Source organism: Pseudomonas sp. 102515 (genome assembly GCF_031085165.1).
GTDB lineage: Bacteria > Pseudomonadota > Gammaproteobacteria > Pseudomonadales > Pseudomonadaceae > Chryseomonas.
Map to the genome: position 1 here is coordinate 46,575 of NZ_JAVHTY010000003.1, position 24,296 is coordinate 70,870.

Annotated in this window: 19 protein-coding genes and 1 pseudogene; 12 read left to right on the forward strand and 8 right to left on the reverse strand. The window is 67.2% G+C overall.

Translation table 11 applies throughout. The annotated features are described in order from the left end of the window. Positions 1–4 precede the first annotated feature (4 nt). The 7 genes and pseudogenes from nrdI to tssI all read left to right on the forward strand — a co-directional run. On the forward strand, positions 5–409 hold the full coding sequence (gene nrdI, locus RCF34_RS11590; protein ID WP_308708304.1) for a class Ib ribonucleoside-diphosphate reductase assembly flavoprotein NrdI: 405 nt from the start codon (positions 5–7) through the stop codon (positions 407–409). Next, the gene (gene nrdE / locus RCF34_RS11595; protein WP_308708305.1) at positions 391–2,532 is read left to right on the forward strand and encodes a class 1b ribonucleoside-diphosphate reductase subunit alpha; all 2,142 of its coding nucleotides are present in this window, start codon (positions 391–393) and stop codon (positions 2,530–2,532) included. Before nrdI ends, nrdE begins: the two co-directional genes overlap by 19 nt. A gap of 10 nt (positions 2,533–2,542) precedes the next feature. Continuing rightward, positions 2,543–3,523 (forward strand): class 1b ribonucleoside-diphosphate reductase subunit beta, encoded by a 981-nt coding sequence (gene nrdF / locus RCF34_RS11600; RefSeq protein ID WP_308708306.1) that lies wholly within the window; start codon positions 2,543–2,545, stop codon positions 3,521–3,523. 206 nt (positions 3,524–3,729) lie between these two features. Further along, the gene (locus RCF34_RS11605; protein ID WP_308708307.1) at positions 3,730–5,268 is read left to right on the forward strand and encodes an AlkA N-terminal domain-containing protein; all 1,539 of its coding nucleotides are present in this window, start codon (positions 3,730–3,732) and stop codon (positions 5,266–5,268) included. Next, the gene (locus RCF34_RS11610) at positions 5,265–5,771 is read left to right on the forward strand and encodes a methylated-DNA--[protein]-cysteine S-methyltransferase (protein WP_308708308.1); all 507 of its coding nucleotides are present in this window, start codon (positions 5,265–5,267) and stop codon (positions 5,769–5,771) included. The genes RCF34_RS11605 and RCF34_RS11610 overlap by 4 nt, the downstream gene beginning before the upstream one ends. A 116-nt stretch (positions 5,772–5,887) precedes the next feature. Next, positions 5,888–6,022, forward strand: a complete 135-nt coding sequence (locus RCF34_RS11615; protein WP_308708309.1) for a hypothetical protein — start codon at positions 5,888–5,890, stop codon at positions 6,020–6,022. A 51-nt stretch (positions 6,023–6,073) separates the two neighbouring features. Continuing rightward, a pseudogene (gene tssI / locus RCF34_RS11620) lies at positions 6,074–6,781 on the forward strand (type VI secretion system tip protein TssI/VgrG); the annotation flags it as partial. A gap of 297 nt (positions 6,782–7,078) precedes the next feature. Here the strand turns inward: tssI and tkt are convergent. From tkt to RCF34_RS11645, 5 genes are all read right to left on the reverse strand, one after another. Then, positions 7,079–9,076 (reverse strand): transketolase, encoded by a 1,998-nt coding sequence (gene tkt, locus RCF34_RS11625; protein WP_308708310.1) that lies wholly within the window; start codon positions 9,074–9,076, stop codon positions 7,079–7,081. Between the two features lie 83 nt (positions 9,077–9,159). Further along, positions 9,160–9,759, reverse strand: a complete 600-nt coding sequence (locus RCF34_RS11630; RefSeq protein WP_308708311.1) for a PqiC family protein — start codon at positions 9,757–9,759, stop codon at positions 9,160–9,162. Then, entirely contained in the window at positions 9,756–11,402 is a 1,647-nt protein-coding gene (locus RCF34_RS11635; RefSeq protein ID WP_308708312.1) for an MlaD family protein, read from the reverse strand. Before RCF34_RS11635 ends, RCF34_RS11630 begins: the two co-directional genes overlap by 4 nt. Then, complete coding sequence (locus RCF34_RS11640; protein ID WP_308708313.1) at positions 11,386–12,027, reverse strand: paraquat-inducible protein A; 642 nt, start codon at positions 12,025–12,027, stop codon at positions 11,386–11,388. Before RCF34_RS11640 ends, RCF34_RS11635 begins: the two co-directional genes overlap by 17 nt. Further along, the gene (locus tag RCF34_RS11645; protein WP_308708314.1) at positions 12,024–12,665 is read right to left on the reverse strand and encodes a paraquat-inducible protein A; all 642 of its coding nucleotides are present in this window, start codon (positions 12,663–12,665) and stop codon (positions 12,024–12,026) included. The genes RCF34_RS11640 and RCF34_RS11645 overlap by 4 nt, the downstream gene beginning before the upstream one ends. 213 nt (positions 12,666–12,878) lie before the next feature. Here RCF34_RS11645 and RCF34_RS11650 point away from each other — a divergent pair, with 213 nt between their 5' ends. From RCF34_RS11650 to RCF34_RS11670, 5 genes are all read left to right on the forward strand, one after another. Beyond that, complete coding sequence (locus RCF34_RS11650; protein WP_308708315.1) at positions 12,879–13,877, forward strand: metalloregulator ArsR/SmtB family transcription factor; 999 nt, start codon at positions 12,879–12,881, stop codon at positions 13,875–13,877. A gap of 116 nt (positions 13,878–13,993) precedes the next feature. Next, positions 13,994–15,184, forward strand: coding sequence for a methionine adenosyltransferase (metK, locus tag RCF34_RS11655; RefSeq protein WP_308708316.1), 1,191 nt, complete (start codon positions 13,994–13,996; stop codon positions 15,182–15,184). Positions 15,185–15,353: 169 nt separating this feature from the next. Continuing rightward, a complete protein-coding gene (locus RCF34_RS11660; RefSeq protein ID WP_308708317.1) occupies positions 15,354–15,983 on the forward strand; it encodes a phosphatase PAP2 family protein in 630 nt (209 codons plus the stop codon). Between the two features lie 150 nt (positions 15,984–16,133). After that, positions 16,134–17,183 carry a spermidine/putrescine ABC transporter substrate-binding protein gene (locus RCF34_RS11665; RefSeq protein WP_308708318.1) on the forward strand — a complete coding sequence of 350 codons (1,050 nt, stop codon included), beginning with the start codon at positions 16,134–16,136 and terminating at the stop codon, positions 17,181–17,183. Next, a complete protein-coding gene (locus RCF34_RS11670; protein WP_308708319.1) occupies positions 17,170–19,494 on the forward strand; it encodes an EAL domain-containing protein in 2,325 nt (774 codons plus the stop codon). Before RCF34_RS11665 ends, RCF34_RS11670 begins: the two co-directional genes overlap by 14 nt. Before the next feature lie 51 nt (positions 19,495–19,545). Here the strand turns inward: RCF34_RS11670 and RCF34_RS11675 are convergent, their stop codons facing one another. The 3 genes from RCF34_RS11675 to typA all read right to left on the reverse strand — a co-directional run bounded on the left by RCF34_RS11675 (position 19,546) and on the right by typA (position 24,182). Beyond that, positions 19,546–21,483: an autotransporter domain-containing protein gene (locus RCF34_RS11675; protein WP_308708320.1), complete on the reverse strand. Its 1,938-nt coding sequence runs from the start codon at positions 21,481–21,483 to the stop codon at positions 19,546–19,548. A gap of 346 nt (positions 21,484–21,829) precedes the next feature. Next, positions 21,830–22,219 (reverse strand): lysozyme inhibitor LprI family protein, encoded by a 390-nt coding sequence (locus RCF34_RS11680; RefSeq protein ID WP_308708321.1) that lies wholly within the window; start codon positions 22,217–22,219, stop codon positions 21,830–21,832. A gap of 145 nt (positions 22,220–22,364) precedes the next feature. Beyond that, positions 22,365–24,182, reverse strand: coding sequence for a translational GTPase TypA (typA, locus tag RCF34_RS11685; RefSeq protein ID WP_197851132.1), 1,818 nt, complete (start codon positions 24,180–24,182; stop codon positions 22,365–22,367). Positions 24,183–24,296 lie beyond the last annotated feature (114 nt).

Genomic DNA, 24,296 nt, shown 5'->3' on the forward strand with positions numbered 1-24,296 from the left:
GACCATGGGCGAGCTGCTGTATTTCTCCAGCACCTCGGAGAACACCCACAGATTCGTCGAGAAGCTCGGCCTGCCGGCGCGGCGCATCCCCCAGGACCCCGCCGCCGAACCGCTCCAGGCCCGCGAGCCCTACATCCTGGTGCTGCCCACCTATGGCGGCGGTGGCAGCAAGGGCGCGGTGCCCAAGCCGGTCATCCACTTTCTCAACGATCCGCACAACCGCGCCCTGATCCGCGGCGTCATCGCCGCGGGCAACACCAACTTCGGCGAGGGTTACTGCCTGGGCGGACGCATCGTCGCCCAGAAATGCGCGGTGCCCCTGCTCTACCAATTCGAATTGCTCGGCACGACGGAGGATGTCGACCGGGTGCGCACGGGAGTGAACGACTTTTGGCAACGTCAGGCCTGACCCCGACCGGCAGCGACGCGGACTACCACGCGCTCAACGCCATGCTCAATCTCTACGGTCCCAACGGCGAGCTGCAACTGGACAAGGACCGCCAGGCGGCGCGCCAGTACTTCCTGCAGCACGTCAACCAGAACACCGTGTTCTTCCATAACCTGGACGAGAAACTCGGCTACCTGGTGAAGAAGGGCTACTACGAGGCGGCGGTGCTGGAGCAATACGCGCCGGCCTTCGTGAAGGCGCTGTTCGAGCGCGCCTATGCCTACAAATTCCGCTTCCAGAGCTTTCTCGGCGCCTTCAAGTACTACACCAGCTACACCCTCAAGACCTTCGACGGCCAGCGCTACCTGGAACGCTACGAGGACCGGGTGTGCATGGTCGCCCTGAGTCTGGCGCGCGGTGACGAACAGCTGGCCGAGTCCCTGGTGGACGAGATGATCAGTGGCCGTTTCCAGCCGGCCACCCCGACCTTCCTGAACGCCGGCAAGCGCCAGCGCGGCGAGCTGGTGTCCTGCTTCCTCCTGCGCATCGAAGACAACATGGAATCCATCGGCCGCGCCGTGAATTCGGCGCTGCAGCTGTCCAAGCGCGGCGGTGGCGTGGCCTTCCTGCTGAGCAACGTGCGCGAGGTCGGCGCCCCGATCAAGCGCATCGAGAACCAGTCCTCGGGCATCATTCCGATCATGAAGCTGCTGGAAGACGCCTTCTCCTATGCCAACCAGTTGGGTTCGCGCCAGGGCGCCGGCGCCGTCTACCTCAACGCCCACCACCCGGACATCCTGAGATTCCTCGACACCAAGCGCGAGAACGCCGACGAGAAGATCCGCATCAAGACCCTGTCCCTCGGCGTGGTCATCCCGGACATCACCTTCGAGCTGGCCAAGCGCAATGCCGACATGTACCTGTTCTCGCCCTACGACGTGGAACGAGTCTACGGCGTGCCCTTCGCCGACATCAGCGTCAGCGAGAAGTACGCGGAGATGGTCGCCGATGCGCGCATCCGCAAGCGCAAGATCAACGCCCGGGAGTTCTTCCAGACCCTGGCGGAGATCCAGTTCGAGTCCGGCTATCCCTACCTGATGTTCGAAGACACGGTGAACCGCGCCAATCCCATCGCCGGACGCATCAACATGAGCAACCTCTGCTCGGAGATCCTGCAGGTCAACACCCCCAGCCGCTTCGACGAAGACCTGGGCTATGAGCACATCGGCCAGGACATCTCCTGCAACCTGGGCTCGCTGAACATCGCCCGCACCATGGATTCACCGGACCTGGGCCGCAGCGTGGAAACCGCCATCCGCGGCCTCACCGCGGTCTCGGAGATGAGCGACATCCGCTGCGTGCCCTCGGTGGCCGCCGGCAATGCCGCCTCCCACGCCATCGGCCTGGGGCAGATGAACCTGCACGGCTACCTGGCCCGCGAGCACATCCACTATGGTTCGGCGGAAGGCCTGGATTTCACCAACCTGTATTTCTACACTGTCACCTATCACGCGGTGCGCGCCTCCAATCGCCTGGCCATCGAACGCGGCCAGAGCTTCCACGGCTTCGCCGATTCCAAGTACGCCAGCGGCGAATACTTCGACCAGTACACCGAGGGCGACTTCACCCCCCGTACCCCGCGGGTGGCCGAGCTGTTCGAGGTGGCCGGCATCCGCCTGCCGACCCGCGCGGACTGGCAGGAACTCAAGGCCTCGGTGATGCAGCACGGCCTGTTCAACCGCAACCTCCAGGCCATCCCGCCCACTGGTTCGATCTCCTACATCAACCACTCCACCTCGAGCATCCACCCCATCGTCGCCAAGGTGGAGATCCGCAAGGAAGGCAAGCTGGGCCGCGTCTACTACCCGGCGCCCTACCTCGCCGACGACAACCAGGAGTATTACCAGGACGCCTACGAGATCGGCCCGGAAAAGATCATCGACACCTATGCCGAGGCCACTCGCCATGTCGACCAGGGACTGTCGCTGACGCTGTTCTTCCGCGACACCGCCACCACCCGCGACATCAATCGGGCGCAGATCCATGCCTGGAAGAAGGGCATCAAGACGCTCTATTACATCCGCCTGCGCCAGGCCGCCCTGGAAGGCACCGAGGTGCAGGGCTGCGTGTCCTGCAGCCTGTGAGGAAAAGGTCATGAATGCATCCGTCAAAGCCCCGCGCCTGAACCGCATCAACGCCATCAACTGGAACCGCATCCAGGACGACAAGGACCTGGAGGTGTGGAACCGCCTGACCGGCAACTTCTGGCTGCCGGAAAAGATCCCGCTGTCCAACGACATCCCCTCCTGGGCGACCCTGACGCCCAAGGAGCAGCAGCTGACCATCCGCGTCTTCACCGGCCTGACCCTGCTGGACACCATCCAGAACGCCGTGGGCGCCCCGACCCTGCTGGCCGATGCCGTCACTCCCCACGAGGAAGCGGTGATCGCCAACATCGGCTTCATGGAAGCCGTGCATGCGCGCTCCTACAGCTCGATCTTCTCCACCCTCTGCTCGACGCCGGACGTGGACGAAGCCTATCGCTGGAGCGAGGAGAATCCCTATCTGCAAACCAAGGCCGATCTGATCCTCGCGCGCTACCACGCCGAGGATCCGCTGCTGCGCAAGGTGGCCAGCGTCTTTCTGGAGTCCTTCCTCTTCTATTCGGGCTTCTATCTGCCGATGTACTGGTCCAGCCGCGCCAAGCTGACCAACACCGCCGACCTGATCCGCCTGATCATTCGCGACGAGGCGGTGCACGGCTACTACATCGGCTACAAGTTCCAGCAGGCCCTGGCCAAGGAAGCGCCGGAGCGTCGCCAGCAGGTCAAGGACTTCGCCTACGAGCTCCTGCAGGACCTCTATGACAACGAGGTGGCCTACACCGAGGACCTCTACGACAGCGTCGGCTGGAGCGAGGACGTGAAGAAATTCCTCCACTACAACGCCAACAAGGCGCTGATGAACCTCGGTTTCGAGGCGCTGTTCCCCAGCAGCATGACCGACGTCAGCCCGGCGATCCTGGCTGCCCTGTCGCCCGGCGCCGACGAGAACCACGACTTCTTCTCCGGCTCGGGCTCGTCCTATGTCATCGGCAAGGCGGTCAGTACCGAGGACGAGGATTGGAATTTCTGAGCCCCGATCGCAGCTGCGGTAGGTTGGGTTGAGCACAGCGAAGCCCAACAGATCTTGCCTCGGCGTCCGCGCTGTTGGGCTTCGACGATGGAACCGTCTCAGCCCAACCTACGGTTCATCGTAGCCATGGCCGCGACGGCCTCCACCTCAGCGGTCCCGTCCGAAAACGGCCAGTCACCCCTACCCGGCGGTGCTAACCTGCCGCCATGAACGCCTTCCCCGATATTCCTGTCTTCGAACGCGCCCGCCTGGCGCGGGACCCGCGTTTCGACGGCCTGTTCTACACCGCGGTGCTCACCACCGGCATCTATTGCCGGCCGGTGTGCCCGGCGCAACCGCCACGCCCGGAAAACGTCAGCTACTACCCAAGCGCCGCGGCCGCCGAGGCCGCCGGCTATCGCCCTTGCCTGAGATGCCGCCCGGAGCTCTCCCCCGCAGGCGGCCATTGGCAACGCGGCGATGCGACCCTGGCGCGGGCCCTGCGACTGATGGACGAAGGCCTGGAGGAAGGTGGCCTGCCCACCCTCGCCGCCCGTCTCGACCTCAGCGAACGCCAGTTGCGCCGGCTGTTCGTCGAGCGCCTGGGCGCGGCGCCCCTGGCGGTGCTCACCACCCGCCGGCTGCTGTTCGCCAAGCAGTTGCTCAGCGAGACCCGGCTGCCCATCACCGAGGTGGCCCTGGCCGCCGGCTTCGGCAGTCTGAGACGCTTCAACACCGCCTTTCGCGACGCCTACGACCTGGCCCCCAGTCAGGTGCGCAAGGGGCAGGCCGCAGCCTCGCCGGTGCTGGTCCTGCGCCTGGGCTATAGACCGCCCTACGACTTCACCGCCCAGCTGGATTTCCTCCGCGGCCACGCCCTGCCCGGCGTCGAGGTGCTGGACGACACCAGCTACGCCCGGGTGATCGGCACCCCCGAACAACCCGGCTGGCTGCGCGTCTCGGCCTGGGACGCCGATACGCCGGCTCTGCGCCTGGAATTGCACGGCGCCGCGCCTGGAGAGCTGCAAGCGGCAGTGGCGCGTATTCGTCGCATGTTCGATCTGGACGCCCATCCCCAGGCCATCGCCCAGGGCCTGGCGGTCGACCCGACCCTGGCCGATCTGGTGGCACGCCGGCCCGGCCTGCGCCTGCCCAGTGGCTGGGACGGTTTCGAGATCGCCGTCCGCGCCGTCATCGGCCAGCAGGTCAGCGTGGTGGCGGCTACCACCATGACCGCCCGGGTGGTGCAGCGCTTCGGTCGCCCGTGGGGCGAGCCCGGTCACGAGGCCAGTCGACCGCCAGTAGGCCTGCACCACTTCTTTCCCACGGTGGACGCCCTGGCCGATGCCGCCCTGGAAGACCTCACCGGCCTCGGCCTGATCCGCGCCCGCGCCGGTACCCTGGGCACGGTGGCCCGGGCCTTGCGCGCCGGCCAGGTGGACTTCGACACCGGGCGCACCCTGGACGATTTCGCCCGGCGCTGGATCGCGCTCAAGGGCATCGGCCCCTGGACCGCCCAGTACATCGCCCTGCGCGCCCTCGCCCATCCCGATGCCTGCCCGGTGGAAGACCTGGTGCTGCAGAAGCGCCTGGCGCCGCCTGGCGAGCGCCTCACCGCCAAGGCCCTGTACGCCCGCGCCGAAGCCTGGCGACCCTGGCGCGCCTACGGGGTGATGCAGGTCTGGCGCGAAGCCACCTGGAAGGCGCCCGCCGACGCCCCCGCCGAACCCGTTCCCACCCACTTCGCCCAGGAGTCGCCCCGATGATCGCCTACTGCCTGCTGGACAGCCCCATAGGTACGCTCACCCTGGCCGCCGACGACAGTGGCCTGCGCGTGGTGGAATTTCCCGAGAATCGCTACCTGGCCAAGCGCGACGCCAGCTGGAGCGCCGCCGACCATCCGATCCTGGCCCAGGCCCGCGCACAACTCGGCGAGTACTTCGCCGGACAGCGCCAGACGTTCGAACTGCCGCTGGCACCGCGCGGCACCGCCTTCCAACTGGCGGTCTGGCAGGCCCTGGCGAAGATTCCTCACGGCCAGACCTGGAGCTATGGTCAGCTGGCCAGCCACCTCGGTCGGCCCCAGGCGATGCGCGCGGTGGGCGCCGCCAACGGGCGCAATCCGTTGCCCATCGTGCTGCCCTGCCACCGGGTGATAGGGGCGTCCGGCGCCCTGACCGGTTTTGGTGGCGGCCTGCCGACCAAGCAATTCCTGCTGGAGCTGGAAGGCGCGCTGCCGCCGCCGCGGGATCTCTTCGCCGCGTCCTAGCCCGGCACCGCACCCAAACTCACCTGTCAAAAGGCTCTATAATGCGCCTCCCAGCACTTGAGCCGGAGCAGTCCGGTAGCGCAAATTGGACTTTCGATTCGCAAGGACGCGATGCGATGTCCAGTTCAGCCAATGCCCCGATCTTCACCCTGACGCTGGACGGCGTCGCCGACGATTTCCCGATGCTCGCCTTCGACGGCCGCTGGAATCACTGTTGCAGCGACCCGCCTTTCTCGCCTGGGTCCGGGTGACCAGGGCATCCACGGCCAGCGCGCCGCCGTGGCCCAGGCGATTCCGTCCGGCGCCTGACCCGCTATCGCGCCGAGCTGGTGCCACGCCTGGCCCACCTGGCTCATTGCGTCGATTCCCGCATCTTCCAGGGGCGCAGCGTGCCCGAGATCCTGGCGCAGCTCCTCGAGGAGCACGGCATCCTCGACGGCGACTATCGCTTCGCCCTGGGGCCCACGCGCTATCCGCCACGCGACTACTGCGTGCAGTACGGTGAAAGCGATCTGGCCTTTCTCACCCGCCTCTGCGAGGAAGAGGGCCTGCACTTTCATCACCAGCATCGTCGCGACGGTCATGGGCTGGTGTTTGGTGATGACGCCACCGGCTTTGCGCAACTGGATGCCACCCGCTATCGGCCCGGCAGCGGCCTGGTGGCGGACGAACCCGTGATCAGCCACCTGGCGGTCGGTCTGCAAGTCCGCAGCAGCGCAGCCACCCTGCGCGATCACGACCCGCTACAACCACGGCTGCGCCTGCAGAGCGCCACCGATACCCTGGCCCGGCCCGCGCAGGAAGACTATGGCTTTCCCAGTCGTTTCACCGATCGCGTGAGCGGCCAGCGCCTGAGCAGCCGGCACCTGGAATGCCTGGGAGGCGACGCCCACCCAGCCCAGGACGCGAGCGACCAGCCCAGCCTGGTGAGCGGGCATTTCCTGCGGCTGGAACAGCATCCGCGCGCCGACTGGACGCAGCTCTGGCTGCTGACCGAAGTCCGCCACTAGGGGCGCCAGCCCCAAGTACTGGAAGAAAGTCGGCGCTAACGACTTCCGCCAGGGCTATCGCAATACCTTTGTCGCCCGGCCCTGGACGCTGCCCTTCCGCCTGCTCCTGCCCCTGCGCCAGCCCAGACACAGGCTGCCGGATGCCAGACCGCGGTGGTCCCCGGACCGGTCGGCGAAGAGATCCACGGCGATGCCCTGGCAGGGCCGAGCCTGCGGGTGAATCCCTGAGGGCCTGTGCTGCCGGTCAGGCACAAAAAAGCCCCGCCTAGGCGGGGCTTTCGTATGACCGCTGCGACCTCAGTCTTCCAGCAACTCACCGGCCACCGCCAGGACGTTGTCCAGGGTGAAGCCGAAGTGCTCGAACAGCGCCGCCGCCGGGGCGGATTCACCGTAAGTGTGCATGCCGATGATGCGACCGTCGAGACCGACGTACTTGTACCAGAAGTCGGCGATGCCGGCTTCGATGGCGATGCGGGCGCCGACTTCCACCGGCAGGACCTGCTGGCGATACTCGGGGCTCTGGCGGTCGAAGACGCTGGTGCTGGGCATGGAGACCACGCGCACGTTGCGACCTTCAGCGGTCAGGCGCTCGTAGGCCTGCACCGCCAGGCCGACTTCGGAGCCGGTGGCGATGAGGATCAGCTCGGGCTCGCCCACGCAGTCCTTGAGCACATAGCCACCGCGGGCGGCGTTGCCCAGGGTAGCTTCGTCGCGCACGCTGTGGGCCAGGTTCTGGCGCGAGAAGATCAGCGCGCTGGGACCGTCGCGACGCTCCAGGGCCGCGGTCCAGGCGATGGCGGATTCCACCGCATCGGCCGGACGCCAGGTGTCCAGGTTGGGGGTGTAGCGCAGCGAGGCCAGCTGCTCCACCGGCTGGTGGGTGGGGCCGTCCTCACCGAGTCCGATGGAGTCGTGGGTGAAGACATAGAGCACCCGCTGCTTCATCAGCGCCGACATGCGCACCGCGTTGCGGGCGTATTCCATGAACATCAGGAAGGTGGCGCCGTAGGGCACCAGGCCGCCGTGCAGGGCGACGCCGTTCATGATGGCGCTCATGCCGAATTCACGCACGCCATAGTGGACATAGTTGCCGCTGGCATCTTCGGCGGTGACGCCCTTGGCGCCCTTCCACAGGGTCAGGTTGGAACCAGCCAGGTCGGCGGAACCGCCGAGCAGCTCGGGCAGCAGCGGACCGAAGAATTGCAGGGCGTTCTGGCTGGCCTTGCGGCTGGCGATGGTCTCGCCCTTGGTGGCCACGTCCTGGATGAAGGCGGCGGCGCGCTCGGCGAAATCGGCGGGCAGGTCGCCGGCCATGCGGCGCTTGAACTCGGCGGCCAGCTGCGGATGGGCCTGGGCATAGGCGGCGAACCGCTCGTTCCACTCGGCCTCGGCCGCGGCGCCGCGCTCACGGGCGCTCCAGTCGGCATAGAGGTCGGCGGGAATCTCGAAGGGCGCGTGGGACCAGCCGAGCAGCTCGCGGGCGGCCTGGATCTCGTCGTTGCCCAGGGGGGCGCCGTGGCACTCTTCCTTGCCCTGCTTGTGCGGCGCGCCGTAGCCGATCACGGTCTTGCAGCAGATCAGGGTGGGCTGGTCGCTCTTGCGCGCGGTATCCAGGGCGGTCTTGATCTCGTCGGCGTCGTGGCCGTCGACGTTGCGGATCACCTGCCAGCCGTAGCTCTCGAAGCGCTTGGGGGTGTCGTCGGTGAACCAGCCTTCGACCTCGCCATCGATGGAGATGCCGTTGTCGTCATAGAAGGCGATCAGCTTGGACAGGCCCAGGGTGCCGGCCAGGGAGCAGACCTCGTGGGAAATGCCTTCCATCATGCAGCCATCGCCCAGGAAGGCGTAGGTGTGGTGATCGACGATCCGGTGGCCATCGCGGTTGAACTGGGCGGCCATGACCTTTTCCGCCAGGGCGAAGCCCACGGCGTTGGCGATGCCCTGGCCCAGGGGACCGGTGGTGGTCTCGATGCCCGGGGCGTAACCGTATTCAGGGTGGCCCGGGGTCTTGCTGTGCAGCTGACGGAAATTCTTCAGATCGTCGATGGACAGGTCGTAGCCGGACAGGTGCAGCAGCGAATAGATGAGCATGGAGCCGTGGCCGTTGGACAGCACGAAGCGGTCGCGGTCGGCCCACAGGGGATTGCCAGGGTTGTGCTTGAGCTGATCGTGCCAGAGCACCTCGGCGATGTCGGCCATGCCCATGGGGGCGCCGGGGTGGCCACTGTTGGCCTTTTGCACGGCATCCATGCTGAGGGCGCGGATGGCGTTGGCTCGATCACGACGGCTGGGCATTGCGGTGTCTCCTGGCAGAGGCAGAGCGAAGGGGCCGTTATTCTGGCCCAGCCAGGGCACTTCCAGCAATCGGCGCGGTCGCCTCAGCCCGCCGGGCAGACCGTATCGCCGTCGACCACGAAGGCCCGCGCCACCGGTTCGATGCGCCTGGCCAGGGTCGCCAGGGCCTGGCGGTGCGCCGCCACGACCTCGGCATAGGAGGCGCCGGCGGGCTGGCTGATCCGGCTGCCACAGGTGAGCACCCGCTCGCCGCCCGGTTCCGCCAGGCGCAGGGTCCAGAGCGCGTCCTGCTGGACGCCGCGACCGGGCTGCGAATCGAAGCGCTGCAGATCCACCTTGATGCGCAGCACGGGGGCGCCGCTGCCGCGCGGGGCATCGCCCAGGTCCAGGGTGCCGAGGTCCCGGGACAGGTCGGCGGACAGGGCACTGCGCACCTCGTCGGCAAGGGGCGCGATCCAGCGTTCGTTTTCCAGCAGGGCGATGCCGTCGCCCTGGCGCACCACCAGTTGCGGCTGATCCACCTGCGGCGGCACCGAGACGCCTTGCAGGGCGAAGCGAAAGCCCGCCGTGCGCGCCTTGGCCGCGGGCTCCGCGGCGCTGGTCAGGGTGTGGTAGTTGAGCGGCGCCTTGGACGAACAGGCGGCCAGCAGCAGGGGCAAAGCCAGGCAGGTCAGGCGCTTCATTGCAGTTTTCCTTTGGCGGGATCACGGGAGCCCGGTTCGAACTTGGGCGGCGGATCGGTCACCAGACCGCGGATCAGGGATTCCGGATGGCGGCCGAGGTAGTCGCCGAACACGCGCAGGGAGCGCGCCATGCGCTGCATCTCCTCCAGGGTCTGGGTCAGATTCTGCTGCACCGGCGAATCCGCGCCCAGGCTCTGGCTGGCACTGCCGGTGAGCTGCTGCACGCCCATCAGGGTGGTGGTCAGCTGCGGCAGGACGCCGGCGTTGAGCTGCTTGAGGGTGCCGCTGAGCTGCGCCAGGCTGGTGTCGAGATTCTTGCCGATGGAATCGAAGGGGATCTTGTCGATCTTGTTGACGATGCCGGCCATCTGCTCCTGCAGGCGATCGAAGCTACCGGTGACGGTGGGGATCGACAGCGGCTTGGCCTGGGGATCGAAGGCCACCTTGGGCGCATTGGGCACGAAGTCGACGGAAATGTAGAGCTGCCCCGTCAGCAGGTTGCCGGTGCGGGCCTGGGCACGCAGGCCACGGGCCACCCAGCCGGCGAACAGCTTGCCGTCGCGGTCCTTGGTCTCGATGCGTTTGCCGACGTCACCCAGCCGCTGGGGATAGATGACCGCGCCGACGATCAGCGAGAAGCGATCCTGGGCATCGTCGTAATCGGGGGTCAGGGAGACTACCCGGCCGACGTTCATGCCGAGGAATTCCACCGGCGCGCCGGTGGCGAGGCCACGCAGCGACTGCTGGAATCTCATCCGCACGTAGATGGGCTCGCCATCCGGCGGGGCCAGGGCGCTGGTCTGGTCGTCGAACAGGGTGAAACTCTGGTCTTCCTGAGCCTCCTGCGGATCCTTGGGCCATTCCGGGGTGACGAAGGCGATGCCGCCCGCCACCACCGTGGCCAACGACTGGGTATTGAGCTTGAGTCCGGAGGCGCTGAGCGAGACATCGACGCCGCTGGCGTTCCAGAAGCGGCTGTTGGCGGTGACGAAGCGGTCGTAGGGCGAATCGACGAAGATCTGCGCGCTGACACCCTTGCCGTCCTGGTTGAGGTGGAAGGACACCACCCGGCCGACTTGGATGCGCCGGTAGTAGACCGGCGAACCGACGTCCAGGGAGCCGATGTCGTCGGCAGTGACGATGAATCTCTTGCCCGAGGCGCCGTGGATCAGCGCCGGGGGCTGCTCCAGGCCGCGGAAGTCGCGATGGGACTCGGTGGAGTCGCCGATGTCGGCCCCGATGAAGGCACCCGACACCAGGGTGTCGACCCCAGACACGCCATTGACGCCGAAGCGCGGGCGCACCACCCAGAAGCGCGCGTCCTTGGTGGCGAAGCCCTCGGCGGACTTTTCCAGCTCGATGGTGGTGATCACCCGGTTGCGATCCGGCGCCAGCTGGATGTCGCTGACGGTGCCGATCACCACGTTCTTGTACTTGACCTGGGTCTTGCCGGCTTCCAGGCCCTCGGCGGTGAGGAAGGTCACCGTGATGGTCGGCCCGCGCGAGGCCCAGCTGTGGATCACCATGGACAGCCCGATCAGGGCCGCCACGATGGGCACCAGCCAGATCAGCGATACGCTCCAGCGACTGCGGCGTACCTCGGGGGTAGGCGCCAGGGCGTCGGGTTCATGCCTGTCCGTCATCGTTCACCTCTGCATCCCAGATCAAGCGGGGATCGAAACTCATCGCGGCGAGCATCGTCAGCACCACCACGAAACCAAAGAACACGATACCCAGGCGCGGCGCCGCCGAACTCAGGGCACCGAAGTGCACCAGCGCCGAGACCAGGGCCACCACGATCACGTCGAGCATCGACCAGTAGCCGATCAGCTCGACGAAGCGATAGAGCCGGGCGCGCTGGGCGGTGGCCCAGTCGCTGCGGCGCTGGCAACTCACCAGCAGGGTGCCGAGCACCAGAAACTTGATGGAGGGCACCGCCACGCTGGCGATGAAGATCACCAGGGCGACGCCCCAGGAGCCGCCTTCCCAGAACTCGATCACCCCTTCGAGAATGGTGCTCTCCACGCCGCGACCCAGGGTACCGGTGAACATCACCGGCAGGGTATTGGCCGGGATATAGAGGATCAGCGCGGCGAGCAGGTAGGCCCAGGTCTTGGCATAGACATTGGGCTTGCGCCGGTGCAGCGCCGAGCCGCAGCGCGGGCAGCCGGCCTTGTGCCGGCGCGGCGCGGTGCAGACCTTGCCGCAGACGTGGCACAGGCACAGGCCGAGTTCGTCGGCGCGCGGCGGCAGCTGGGGCGCGGTCAAGACTCGCGCTCCCCGACGGCGTCCCATAGCGGGTGCAGGTCGCGCTTGGCGATGATCAGCAGGACCACCATCAGCCCGACCATGCCGAACAGCCCCAGGCCCACCACCACGTGCAGCAGCCCGGCTAGCTTGATCACCGCCACCAAGGCGCCGAGCACGAAGACCTCGATCATGCTCCAGGGCCGCAGGTAATGCAGGGTGACCATGGCCGTGGCGAAGCCGGGGGCACGGCGGCCGAGCTGGGCGAAGCCGAGCACCCAGAGCAGCAGGACGATCTGCAGCAGCGGCACCACGAACAGGGTCATGGCCACCACCAGCGCCATGGGTCCGGCGAAGCCGCGACTCATGGCGACCACCGATTCCAGCAGGGTCGCCTCGCTATGCAGGCCGCGAAAGCTGAGTTGCAGGATCGGCCCGACGTTGGCGATCACGAACAGCACCGCCGCGGCGATCGCCAGGGCCAGCAAGCCCTGGATGTCCAGGCGGCTGGCGCGATAGAGCAAGGCGCCACAGCGCAGGCAATGCGCCCGCTCGCCCGCCGCGAGGGGTTCGAGGCGATGCACCGAATCGCAGTGCTCGCAGATCACCAGGCGCGTGCCGGCAGCAGGCGCGGAAGGGGATGGTGGTTGGACGGACATGGGTTACCCGGTGAAGCTCCTGGAAGGGGGCTGCAGCTTGGACGCGCGAGTCTCGCGGTCGTTACCGCAACGCCGCGAAGACCGCTGCGCAAAAGGCCCCGGCATCTTACCTTCCTCGACGAAGGTATGCGCGGCCAGCCGCCGTGGAAAAGCATCAAAACTTTTTGATGCTTTTCTTGCGAGGCCCGGGGCGGGTCTCTAGACTAGCGCCCCATGAATCCACTACGCGTGCCGGCGCTCGGCCAGGAACCAGGAGACACCCTCGCCGCCCTGTGCAAGGCCGGCGGCGATCCCCTGCGCCTGAACGTCCTGCGCGCCCTGCACAGCGCCTCCTTCGGCGTGCTGGAACTGGCGCAGATCTTCGCCACCGGCCAGTCCGGCATCAGCCACCACCTCAAGGTACTGGCCCAGGCCCAGCTGGTGGCCACCCGCCGCGAGGGCAATGCCATCTTCTATCGCCGCGCCCTGCCGCGTCCCGGCAGCCTGGGCGGCGCCCTGCACGCCGCCCTGCTCGAAGAGGTGGACGCCCTGGCCCTGCCCAGCGCCGTGCAGACGCGGATCGGCGAGGTGCATGCCCAGCGCGCGGCGGTGAGTCGCGACTTCTTCGCCCGGGTGGCGGAAAAATTCCAGGCCCAGCAGGACCTGATCGCCAGCCTGCCGCAGTACCGCGACGGCCTGCTCAGCCTGCTGGACGCCCTGGCCCTGGATCCGCGCGGCTGCGCCCTGGAGGTGGGCCCGGGCGACGGCGCCTTCCTGCCGGACCTGGCGCGGCGCTTCGTCCGGGTGGTGGCGGTGGACAACAGCCCGGCCATGCTCGAACTGGCGCGCCAGCGCTGCCAGCGCGACGGTCTCGCGAATGTCGAACTGCAACTGGCCGACGCCCTCGCCGAGCCGCTGCCAGCGGCCGACTGCGTGGTCCTCAACATGGTCCTGCACCATCTGGCCGCACCGGCGGAAGCCGTGCAGCAGCTGGCGCGGCGCGTGGCGCCGGGCGGCAGCCTGGTGATCACCGACCTCTGCCCCCACGACCAGACCTGGGCGCGCGCCGCCTGTGGCGATCTCTGGCTGGGCTTCGACCAGGACGAACTGGCGCGCTGGGCCCAGGCGGCCGGCCTGCAGGCGGGCGAGAGCCTCTACCTGGGCCTGCGCAACGGCTTTCAGATCCAGGTGCGCCAGTTCGCGCGCCCGGATCAGGGAAACACCCCGTCATGAGGCCAACTGGCCAGTGGCGGGCGGACCCGACGCCCAAGGGCGTCATGTCCAGCAAGGAAACTGCTGTCTCGACCGGCCTGCGGGCCCCTACCCCTTGGTAATTTAGGAACCATTCGATGAGCGAATATTCCCTGTTCACCTCCGAGTCCGTGTCCGAAGGCCATCCGGACAAGATCGCCGACCAGATCTCCGATGCCGTGCTCGACGCCATCATCACCCAGGACAAGCACGCCCGCGTGGCCTGCGAGACCCTGGTCAAGACCGGTGTGGCCATCGTCGCCGGTGAGGTGACCACCTCCGCCTGGGTCGACCTGGAGCAACTGGTGCGCGACGTCATCGTCGACATCGGCTACGACAGCTCGGACGTCGGCTTCGACGGCGCCACCTGCGGCATCGTCAACATCATCGGCAAGCAGTCGGTGGACATCGCCCAGGGCGTCGATCGCAGCAAGCCGGAAGACCAGGGCGCCGGTGACCAGGGCCTGATGTTCGGCTATGCCTGCAACGAGACCGATGTGCTGATGCCCGCGCCCATCACCTTCTCCCATCGCCTGGTGGAACGTCAGGCCGAGGCGCGCAAGTCGGGCCTGCTGCCCTGGCTGCGCCCGGATGCCAAGTCCCAGGTGACCTGCCGCTACGAAGGCGGCAAGGTGGTCGGCATCGACGCCATCGTGCTGTCCACCCAGCACAATCCCGAGGTCAAGTACGCCGACCTGCGCGAAGCCGTGATGGAGCTGATCGTCAAGCACGTCATCCCCGCCGAGCTGCTGCACAAGGACACCCAGTTCCACATCAACCCGACCGGCCAGTTCATCATCGGCGGCCCGGTGGGTGACTGCGGCCTGACCGGCCGCAAGATCATCGTCGACAGCTACGGCGGCATGGCCCGTCACGGCGGTGGCGCCTTCTCCGGCAAGGACCCGTCCAAGGTCGACCGCAGCGCCGCCTACGCCGGTCGCTACGTGGCCAAGAACATCGTCGCCGCCGGCCTGGCCGATTGTTGCGAGATCCAGGTGTCCTACGCCATCGGCGTGGCCCAGCCCACCTCCATCTCGATCAACACCTTCGGCACCGCCAGGATCAGCGACGAGAAGATCGTGCAGCTGGTGCGCGAGCATTTCGACCTGCGCCCCTACGCCATCACTACCATGCTCGACCTGCTGCACCCGATGTACCAGGCCACCGCGGCCTACGGTCACTTCGGTCGCCACCCGCAGGAAGTCACCGTGGGCGATGACACCTTCACCACCTTCACCTGGGAACGCACCGACCGCGCCGCCGCCCTGCGCGCCGCCGCCGGCCTGTAACACGCCTCCCGGCAAACAGCCCCGCCACCCCTGGTGCCGGGGCTTTTTTCCGGGTCTGCAACCGGGATCCCAGCGCTTTCTTGCGCCAGTCCACAGCCTGGCACGCGCGATGCAACCTCTGGGCATCCGGTGGTCAGAATGCCTCGTCTTCCCAGGAGTCTGCTTATCCATGTGGCTGTTCATCACCAACTTCGGCGATTCTTCGGTGATGCTTCCCTGCGCCGTGCTGATCGCGCTCTGGCTGCTGGCTGGTCTGTCCGCGCGGGCGGCGCTGCTCTGGTTGCTGCTGTTCGGTGCCGCCGGGCTCAGCGTCGCCCTGTCGAAGATCGCCTTCTTCGGCTGGGGCCTGGGCATTCCCCGCCTGGACTTCACCGGATTCAGCGGCCATTCCATGCTGGTGGGCAGCGTGCTGCCGGTCCTCGGCTGGCTGCTGGCCAGCCGGGCGCGGTCGTCGCTGCAGCTGACCGCAGCCGCCCTCGGCGCGCTGTGCGCCCTGCTCATCGCCATCTCGCGGGTGGTGCTGGGCTATCACTCGATCTCGGAAGTGGTGACCGGCCTGCCCATCGGCTACGCCGCCAGCGGCAGCCTGCTGTGGCTGCTGCGTGGCCAGGAGGTCAACCTCAAACCGCGCCAGGCCGCCCTGGGCGCCAGCCTGCTGCTGTTGCCCCTGTTGTTGCTGCATGGCACCAACGCCCCGACGCAACGGGTGCTGGAACGTCTGGCGGTGAAATTCGCCGACGAGCAGAATCCCTGGACCCGCGCCCATCAGCGTGCCGGGGTGGCACCGCTGCAGAATTGAGGGACTCAGCCTCGGCGCGTGCAATAGACGGCACCGCGGCTGGCGAATACCCAGAGGGCTCCTAGACTGGCAGAAGCCCCGACGTTCCCGGGGTGAACGCCGGGGCCTTTCGCCCCTCCTATCTAAGTCAGCCCTTGCCGAGTCGTCCGCATGCGCTACTGCCTCCCCCTTGTCTGCAGCCTGGTGCTCACCGGGCTGCCCGTGTCACCCGTGGCGGCTGCCGAGTCCCTGCGACTCTATACCTGGGAAGGCTACTTCAGTGACACCCTGCTGCAGCGCTGGGCCAAGGCCCACCCCTCCGTGCAGGAAATCCATTTCGACAGCAGTGACGTGCGCGACGCGACCCTGGCGCGCGGCGATGTCGATCTCGACCTGGTGGTGATCAACGAGGTCAGTGCCACCCGCCTTGGCCAGGACGGCCTGCTGACACGCATCGACCCCCAGCGCCTGCCCCATCTGAGCGAGCTCGACCCGCACTGGCGCCAGAGTTGCGGCGACTATGCCGTGCCCTACGTCTGGGGCACCCTGGGCCTGCTCTATCGCAGCGACCGCCTGGCCCAGGCGCCCTCGTCCTGGCAGCCGCTGCTGCAGCCGGAGCCAGCCTTGCACGGTCATATCGCCATGCTCGAAGACCATGACGATCTGCTGGTCGCCCCCCTGATCACCCTGGGCGCGGCCATCAACAGCGACGATCCCGAGGTGCTCCGGCGCAGCTTCGCCCTGCTCAGGGCCCAGGCCCCGGCGGTGCTGACCTATCAGTACGTGGTCAGCGCGCTGCGCAATCCGGCCTACAGCGATCGCATCGAGCTGGCCCTGGGCTACAGTGGCGACCAGCACCTGCTCAATGCCGCGACGCCCGGGCAGCCCTGGCGCTTCGTCACGCCCCGCGAAGGCAGCCTGCTGTGGGTGGACTGCGTGGCCCTGCTCAGCAGCTCCCGGCACCAGGCGGCCGCCTGGCGTTTCATCGATTTCCTCAACGAGCCGCGCAATGCCGTGCTGGCGACCGAGGAACTGCACCTGGCGACCCCCAATGCTGGCGCCCTGCGCCTGCTGCCGGCAGACCTGCGCGAGGATCCCAGCCTGTTCCCCCCCGACGACGTGCTCGCCCGCAGCCAGGTCTTTCGTGAAGGCCCGCCCGACACCTTCCAAACCCGGCAACGCATCGGCAGCGCTCTGGTAGGTCGCCATGACGCTCAATAGGCGCGCCCTGCTGCTGATCCTGCCGGTCGCCCTGCTCTGCAGCCTGACCCTGGTGGGGCTGGGCTACACGGTGCAGCGCGAGGCGGTGATCGGCCTCGAACGCTCACGGCTCAACCATGACCTGGCGGCGCTGGAAACCACCTATCGTGAATACGATCACTTCAGCCGCAACCTGCTCTATGCCCTGTCCAACAGCGCCGCCCTGGGCAACTTCCTGCGGCAGACCGAGGTGCCCTATCGTAACGAAGCCCTGGGTACCCAGCTGCAACTGGCGGTGCGCCAGCTTGCTGGCGACGATGCGCCCAGCCACATCTCCCTGGCGATCGCCCGCCCTGATCTCAGCCTGGCGTACTACTACGAGCGCAGCGGCGATCCCTTCGCCCAGCTGAGCGGCGTTCAGCATCAGTTGCTCGCACGCCTGGCCAAGGAGCTGAACGGTCCGCTGGAGCGGCGCGACTATCTGCTCGACGAACAGGGGCGCTCACTGCTGGTGGCGACCACCTCGCTGCTGCCGAGCACCGCCGGACCGCCCCTGCCGGGCCAGCGCGGCCTGGCGATGACGCTGCAACTGGCGGTCAGTGCGGACCGGATGGAAGCCCTGCGCCTCAGCCTGGAGCAGAGCTATGGCGCGCCCCTGGAATTCACCCGGACACCGCCCACCCGCACCAGCGATTTCAGTGCCATCGAGCGACTGTCGCCTGATCTCTATGTCCGCCTGACTCCGGACCCGGAGCGCCTGGACAAGGAGTTGCGCCGCCTGGCGATCGCCTACTTCAGCGGCGGCCTGCTGGTGACCCTGGCCTGCATCCTGGTGCTGATCGTGCTGATCCGCCGCTACATCACCCGGCCCATCGCCCGCCTGGACAGCCAGCTCACGGAGGTGCTGGAAGGCCAGCGCCAGGCGCTCGAAACCGGCGACGAACCCGGCGAGATCGGCCATCTGGGCGCCAACATGAAGCGCCTGCACGACAACAACCTGGCCATCCTGGCGCAATTGCGCACGGCCTTGCGCACCGACGTCCTCACGCAGATCGGCAACCGCCGCTATTTCCAGCTCATGGGCGAATCCTGGCTGGCGGGCAAGCCGGACGGTCGCCGTATCGCCCTGCTCTATTTCGGCCTCGACCACTTCAAGTCGGTGAACGACAGATTCAGCCACGAGGTGGGCGATGAACTGCTGCAGGCCGTGGCCCGGCAGACGCAGCACCTGCTCGAAGCCCATCGGGTGGACAACGAGCTGGTATTCACGCGCCTGGCAGGCGATGAATTCGCCATCCTGCTGCGCGGCCCGGCGGCGGCGACCGATGCCCTCGCCCTGGGTCACCAGCTGCAGCAGAACTACGCCAACGGTACCCTGGTTGGCGAACGCCGCTATGCCGTGACCCTGAGCATCGGCCTGGCGGCCCCCGAAGCGCCGCTGGATCTAGCCGATCTGCTGGCCCAGGCCGACCTGGCCCTGGAGCGGGCCAAGAACGAAGGCGGCAATCGCCTGGTGCATTTCACCCCGGAACTGGCCGCGCGACAGCGCCGCCAGGATTTGCTGGACGAGCACCTGCGGCGGATGGATCCGGACGAGGAATTCCACCTCGTCTACATGCCGGCGGTCGACAACAACGGCCAGGTGCGCTCCGCCGAAACCCTGCTGCGCTGGAATTCGCCGCGCCTCGGCCCGGTATCACCGGCGGAATTCATCCCCATCGCCGAACGCCAGGGGCACTTCCGCTGGATCGATCGCTGGGTGGTGGACCAGGCCTGCCGCGAATATCCGGCGCTGCAGGAGGTGTTGGGCGGCGAGCTGGTGCTGTCCGTCAACCTGTCGTCCGCGCAACTGGACCAGGCCGACATCGTCCCCTATCTGCGCGAGCGGGTACGCCACCACGGCGTCGATCCGGGGCACCTGGAACTGGAGTTCACCGAGACCTTCGCCGCCGAGCTGAACGAGCGGACCCTAGGGCTGCTGCACGAGCTGCGCGCCGAGGGCTTTCGCGTGGCCATCGATGACTTCGGCGTCGGCTACACCTCCATCCAGCAGGTCACCGACTATCCCGCCGACACCATCAAGTTCGACCGGCTCATCGTCGAGCGCCTCAGCCAGCCCGGCAACCAAGCCAGCCTGGATGCGCTCATCGCCTTCTGCCATGCCCGAAACGCCCAGGTGATCGCCGAGGGCGTGGACACCGAACTCAAGCAGTTCTGCCTGCAACAGGCCGGTTGCGATCTCCTGCAGGGCTTCCTGGTCTGCCCACCACGGCGCCTGGATGAATTGCGCGACTGGCAGCGCCAGCGCCTGGGCGATTCCAGCCGGGTCTAGCGGCGATGCCCACTGACAGCCCTTCGGTGGGCATCGCTCGGATCGCTGCGCTTAGAAGTCCAGCGACAGGCCCAGGCCTACACCCTGCTGATGGGTATCGCCCGCACCGGCATAGCTGTAGCCGCCGCGCAGGGTCAGTTCCGGCGTCAACCGCTGGACCACGCCCAGACTCAGCCGGGTGCGGTCGCTGTCGGGCTGGTAGCCGTCCAGGGTGTAGTCCAGACCCGGTACGCTGTTCAGGCGCATGGTCACGTCACGGGTGCCGTCGGCGAATTCCCGTTCGCGGCCCAGGTCGGCGAACAGCGCCGTGGCCGGTGCGAGTTGCCAACGCCCCTGCAGGCCCAGCCCCAGCCGCCGCGAGGTACTCGACTGGTCGTCGAATTCCAGCGCCGTGGCGTCGTTGCCGCGCTCCCGGTAGCCGTCCACCTGGACGCGGGCATAGTCGGCGCTGAGATAGGGGCTCAGGTGCCAGGGACTGCCGGCCGCCGCCAGGTCGTACCCCAGCCGCGCCGACAGGGCGCGCAGGTCGCCGTCGGTATCGCCCTGTTCGCTGCGGGTGGTCGGGCCGAGGGCGAAGTGCCGGCTCAGATCGTCGTAGTCCAGCCGCCCACCGGTGGCGGTGAGATCGCCCCAGAGGCGCTCGCCCTGGTACTGGGCGAAGGCGCTGAGCAGATAGCTGTTGAGGCGATAGTCGGAATCGGCCGCGCCAGGCTCCAGGTGCTGGCGCGCGACGCCGGCGGCCACGCCGAGGCGCCACACCTCGCTAAGTCGATAGCTGCCACCCAGGTCCAGGCTGTAGCCGTTGCCATCGCCGCCGGCGGTGCTGCGCTGGTCGTCGACGTCCAGGCGCCGCGCGCTGGTATCCACATAGCCCTGCCAGCGCCCCACCGGCTGCCAGGCATGCCAGTCGCCCAGCCAGCGCTGGTGCAGGCCATCCTGGTGCGCCCTGAGGGTGGACTGGGCCATCTCCGGCAACAGGGTGACCTCCCAGGGCGCCGCCAGCAGCGAATAGGCGTAGTCGGCGATCAGCCGCTGACCGGTGATGGTCGGGTGGACACGATCGTTGAACAGCAGCTGGCTGGGATCGGCCGCCGCCGCACCCAGGCCATAGGTGGTGTTGCGGGTGCAGCTGTCACCGCTGAAGCAGGTCCCGGTGAGATTCTGCCCGCTGGCCAGGCCATAGCGGTCCGGTTCGGCCACCACCTCGGCCAGCAGCTGGGGCACGTTGAGGCCGATGATCTCGGCGTCGATGCCGGCCAGACGCGCGACCAACGCCTGGTTGTAGACCCGGCTCAGGGCCGAGCTGGCCGCCTGTTGCGGCGAACCGGCCAGGGCCGGGGTCTGGCCGATGTCGGGCAGCAGCCAGACCACCATATAGCGCGCACCGGCCTGCTGCAGTGCAGCGACACCGTCGCCCAGGCGATTGGCCGCGGCCGCCGCGCTGGCCGGCGAGGTGACCAGCCCCTGGAGGAAGTCGTTGCCCCCGCCGCTGATGTAGAACAGGGTGCTGGGATCCAGGCTCAGTCCCTGACTGGCGAGCCCGGGCAGATAGCCGTCACGGCTGCGCAAGGTCAGGCCAGCCACCGCCACCACCGAGCCGTTGCGGGCGGTGATGGCATCGCGGATCTGCGCCGTGGTGTAGCCGCCCGTGGCCCAGTTGTCGCCATCGCTCAGCCCCAGCAGCCGATTGATCACCGAGGTCGAGGCGTCCAGGGTACGGACATCGAAGCCCAGTCGCTGGCCGAGCAGGATCGAGGACACCGGTCCGGTCACCGCGCCGCTGGCCGGGCTGTAGCCAGGGCCGACGCGGTTGGTGAATCTGAGACCGGCACCCGTGACCCGGGTGTCGGGAAATTGCCCGGCATCGAGCAGGCTGTCGCCGAACACGGTGAAGCCACCGTAGGGATTGGGAGCCGCCTGGGCGGTTGCCGCGAGCGCCGTGGCCAGGGCGATGGCCAGCGGCAGGCGTTGCCTGAGGAAAGATGTCATGCCTGCATCCTTGATTGTTGTTATCGGAGCACGCGTCAGGGCGTGTCGCCTCACGCTAGACGGTTTTTGTGTCCCTGTATCCGGAGGTGGACAAAAAAGTACGAGACGTTCGTGGCAGAGCTGGAAGGCGGGAGCCAGAGGGGCTGCTCGGGCAATGGCGCAACGGGAAGCCGCTGCGGTTGCGCTCGCACCTCGAGCCCTGCCAAGGGCCGGAACACCTCTGGATGATTGGGGGGTGTTGGGCTTCGCTGCGCTCAGCCCAACCTACCCGGGGCCGCTTTCCCTCTCTCCCCATGGGAGAGGGTTGAGGCGAGCGAGCCGCCGGATCCCACTACCGCGACTTACCTCACTGCCCCAGCTTGCCCGCCTCGCAACCGGTGCTGGCGCATTCGCGCAGGCGCTCCTTGAGGGTCTCCAGGCGGCTGTCGGTCAGGCTGACGGCGCAGTCCAGGTTGACGAAGTAGCCATCGGCTTCCTCGCGGGCGCACTGGCTGTCGCGCTGCTTGATCCAGGCCAGCTGGCTCTGCTTGAGCACGGCCTGCTGATCGGCCGGCAGCTGCTTGCGCAGTTCGCCATAGGTCTGGTTCAGCGACTTGTCGCTCTGGGCGAACAGGTTGCTGGCGCAGTAGACGGTATCGAAGGCATTGCGCGGCGTGCCGCAACCGGCGGCCTGGGCCATGGCGAAAGCGCAGAGACCGGTCAGGGTCAGGGCGGCGACGAGGGTAGTCTTGAGCATGGCAGCATCCTGCAAAAGGGGCCGTCCCGAGTGGCGCGGCCGTAGGGCAAAGCTAGCAGAGCCGTTGGTTCCGCGCGCGGCATCCGCCGAAAAACAGGCAACAAAAAAGCGCCCGAAGGCGCTTTCCTGCATGACCCGAGCGGGATCAGACCTTGGAACGCTCGAAGCGCTTGCGGTCGTTCTCGTTCAGGAATTTCTTGCGCAGACGGATGGACTTGGGCGTCACTTCCACCAGCTCGTCGTCGGCGATGAATTCCAGCGCCTGCTCGAGGGTGAACTTGATCGGCGGCACCAGGGCGATGACTTCGTCCTTGCCCGAAGCGCGCATGTTGTCCAGCTTCTTGCCCTTGGTGGGGTTGAGCACCAGGTCGTTGTCACGGCTGTTGATGCCGCACAGCTGGCCTTCGTAGATCTCGTCGCCCGGAGCCAGGAACAGCTTGCCACGGCTCTGCAGGGTTTCCAGCGAGTAGGTCAGCGCGGTACCGGTGGCCATGGAGACCAGCACGCCGTTCTGACGGTTGCTCACTTCACCGGCCTTGATCGGGCCGTAGTGGCTGAAGGTCGAGGTCAGGATGCCGCTGCCCGAGGTCAGGGTCAGGAAGTTGTTACGGAAGCCGATCAGGCCACGCGCCGGGATGGTGTATTCCAGGCGGATACGACCCTTGCCGTCGGGGATCATGTTGGTCAGATCGCCCTTGCGCAGACCCATCTGCTCCATCACCGAGCCCTGGTGCTGCTCTTCGATGTCGATGGTGACGTTCTCGTAGGGCTCCTGCTTCTCGCCGTCCTTCTCGATGATCACCACTTCCGGACGGCCCACGGCCATCTCGAAGCCTTCGCGGCGCATGTTCTCGATCAGTACCGACAGGTGCAGCTCGCCACGACCGGAGACCTTGAACTTCTCGGCGGACTCGCCCGGCTCGACGCGCAGGGCCACGTTGTGCAGCAGTTCCTTCTCCAGACGGTCCTTGATGTTGCGGCTGGTGACGAACTTGCCTTCACGACCGGCGAACGGCGAGTCGTTGACCTGGAAGGTCATGCTCACGGTCGGCTGGTCGACGGTCAGCGGCGGACGGGCTTCGACGTTCTGCGGATCGCACAGGGTGTCGGAGATGAACAGCTCGTCCATGCCCGAGACGCAGACGATGTCGCCGGCTTCGGCTTCGGCCACTTCCACGCGCTGCAGGCCGGAGTGGCCCATGATCTTGAGGATACGACCGTTGCGCTTGCTGCCGTCGTCGCTGATGGCCACCACCGGGGTATTGGCCTTGATGCGGCCACGGGCGATACGACCGATGCCGATCACGCCGAGGAAGCTGTTGTAGTCCAGCTGGGAGATCTGCATCTGGAAGGGACCGTCCAGGTCGACCTGGGGGGCCGGGACGTGGTCGACGATGGCCTGGAACAGGGCATCCATGTTGTCGTCCATCTTCTCGTGGTCGAGCCCTGCGATGCCGTTCAGGGCACTGGCGTAGACGATCGGGAAGTCCAGCTGCTCATCGGTGGCGCCGAGGTTGTCGAACAGGTCGAAGATCTGGTCGATGACCCAGTCCGGGCGCGCGCCGGGACGGTCGATCTTGTTGACCACCACGATCGGACGCAGGCCGGCCTTGAAGGCCTTCTGGGTCACGAAGCGGGTCTGCGGCATGGGGCCGTCCTGGGCGTCGACCACCAGCAGCACGGAGTCGACCATGGACATCACGCGCTCCACCTCGCCACCGAAGTCGGCGTGGCCGGGGGTGTCGACGATGTTGATGTTGTAGTCCTTCCACTTCAGCGCGGTGTTCTTGGCCAGGATGGTGATGCCACGTTCCTTTTCCTGGTCGTTGCTGTCCATCACCCGCTCGTTTTCCGCTTCTTTGCGGTCCAGGGTGCCGGACAGGCGCAGCAGCTTGTCGACGAGGGTGGTTTTGCCATGGTCGACGTGCGCGATGATGGCGATGTTGCGTAGATTCTCGATCACAGTGGTGTTCTCGGTATAGAAATGAAGGAGCTTCAGCCAGCAGGCTGACAGCCGGAGATTGCAAAGGCGCGAAACGCGGCCGACCGGTACGTGGCCGGTGGGCTAGAAGGGGTC

Coding starts and splice junctions, on each gene's coding strand:
- RCF34_RS11660 (WP_308708317.1), top strand. CDS start 15,354: ATGTGGCTGTTCATCACCAACTTCGGCGATTCTTCGGTGATGCTTCCC.
- nrdI (WP_308708304.1), top strand. CDS start 5: ATGGGCGAGCTGCTGTATTTCTCCAGCACCTCGGAGAACACCCACAGA.
- RCF34_RS11645 (WP_308708314.1), bottom strand. CDS start 12,665: ATGTCCGTCCAACCACCATCCCCTTCCGCGCCTGCTGCCGGCACGCGC.
- RCF34_RS11680 (WP_308708321.1), bottom strand. CDS start 22,219: ATGCTCAAGACTACCCTCGTCGCCGCCCTGACCCTGACCGGTCTCTGC.
- tkt (WP_308708310.1), bottom strand. CDS start 9,076: ATGCCCAGCCGTCGTGATCGAGCCAACGCCATCCGCGCCCTCAGCATG.
- RCF34_RS11650 (WP_308708315.1), top strand. CDS start 12,879: ATGAATCCACTACGCGTGCCGGCGCTCGGCCAGGAACCAGGAGACACC.
- nrdF (WP_308708306.1), top strand. CDS start 2,543: ATGAATGCATCCGTCAAAGCCCCGCGCCTGAACCGCATCAACGCCATC.
- RCF34_RS11665 (WP_308708318.1), top strand. CDS start 16,134: ATGCGCTACTGCCTCCCCCTTGTCTGCAGCCTGGTGCTCACCGGGCTG.
- RCF34_RS11670 (WP_308708319.1), top strand. CDS start 17,170: ATGACGCTCAATAGGCGCGCCCTGCTGCTGATCCTGCCGGTCGCCCTG.
- RCF34_RS11675 (WP_308708320.1), bottom strand. CDS start 21,483: ATGACATCTTTCCTCAGGCAACGCCTGCCGCTGGCCATCGCCCTGGCC.
- RCF34_RS11635 (WP_308708312.1), bottom strand. CDS start 11,402: ATGACGGACAGGCATGAACCCGACGCCCTGGCGCCTACCCCCGAGGTA.
- RCF34_RS11615 (WP_308708309.1), top strand. CDS start 5,888: ATGTCCAGTTCAGCCAATGCCCCGATCTTCACCCTGACGCTGGACGGC.
- RCF34_RS11630 (WP_308708311.1), bottom strand. CDS start 9,759: ATGAAGCGCCTGACCTGCCTGGCTTTGCCCCTGCTGCTGGCCGCCTGT.
- metK (WP_308708316.1), top strand. CDS start 13,994: ATGAGCGAATATTCCCTGTTCACCTCCGAGTCCGTGTCCGAAGGCCAT.
- RCF34_RS11605 (WP_308708307.1), top strand. CDS start 3,730: ATGAACGCCTTCCCCGATATTCCTGTCTTCGAACGCGCCCGCCTGGCG.
- RCF34_RS11610 (WP_308708308.1), top strand. CDS start 5,265: ATGATCGCCTACTGCCTGCTGGACAGCCCCATAGGTACGCTCACCCTG.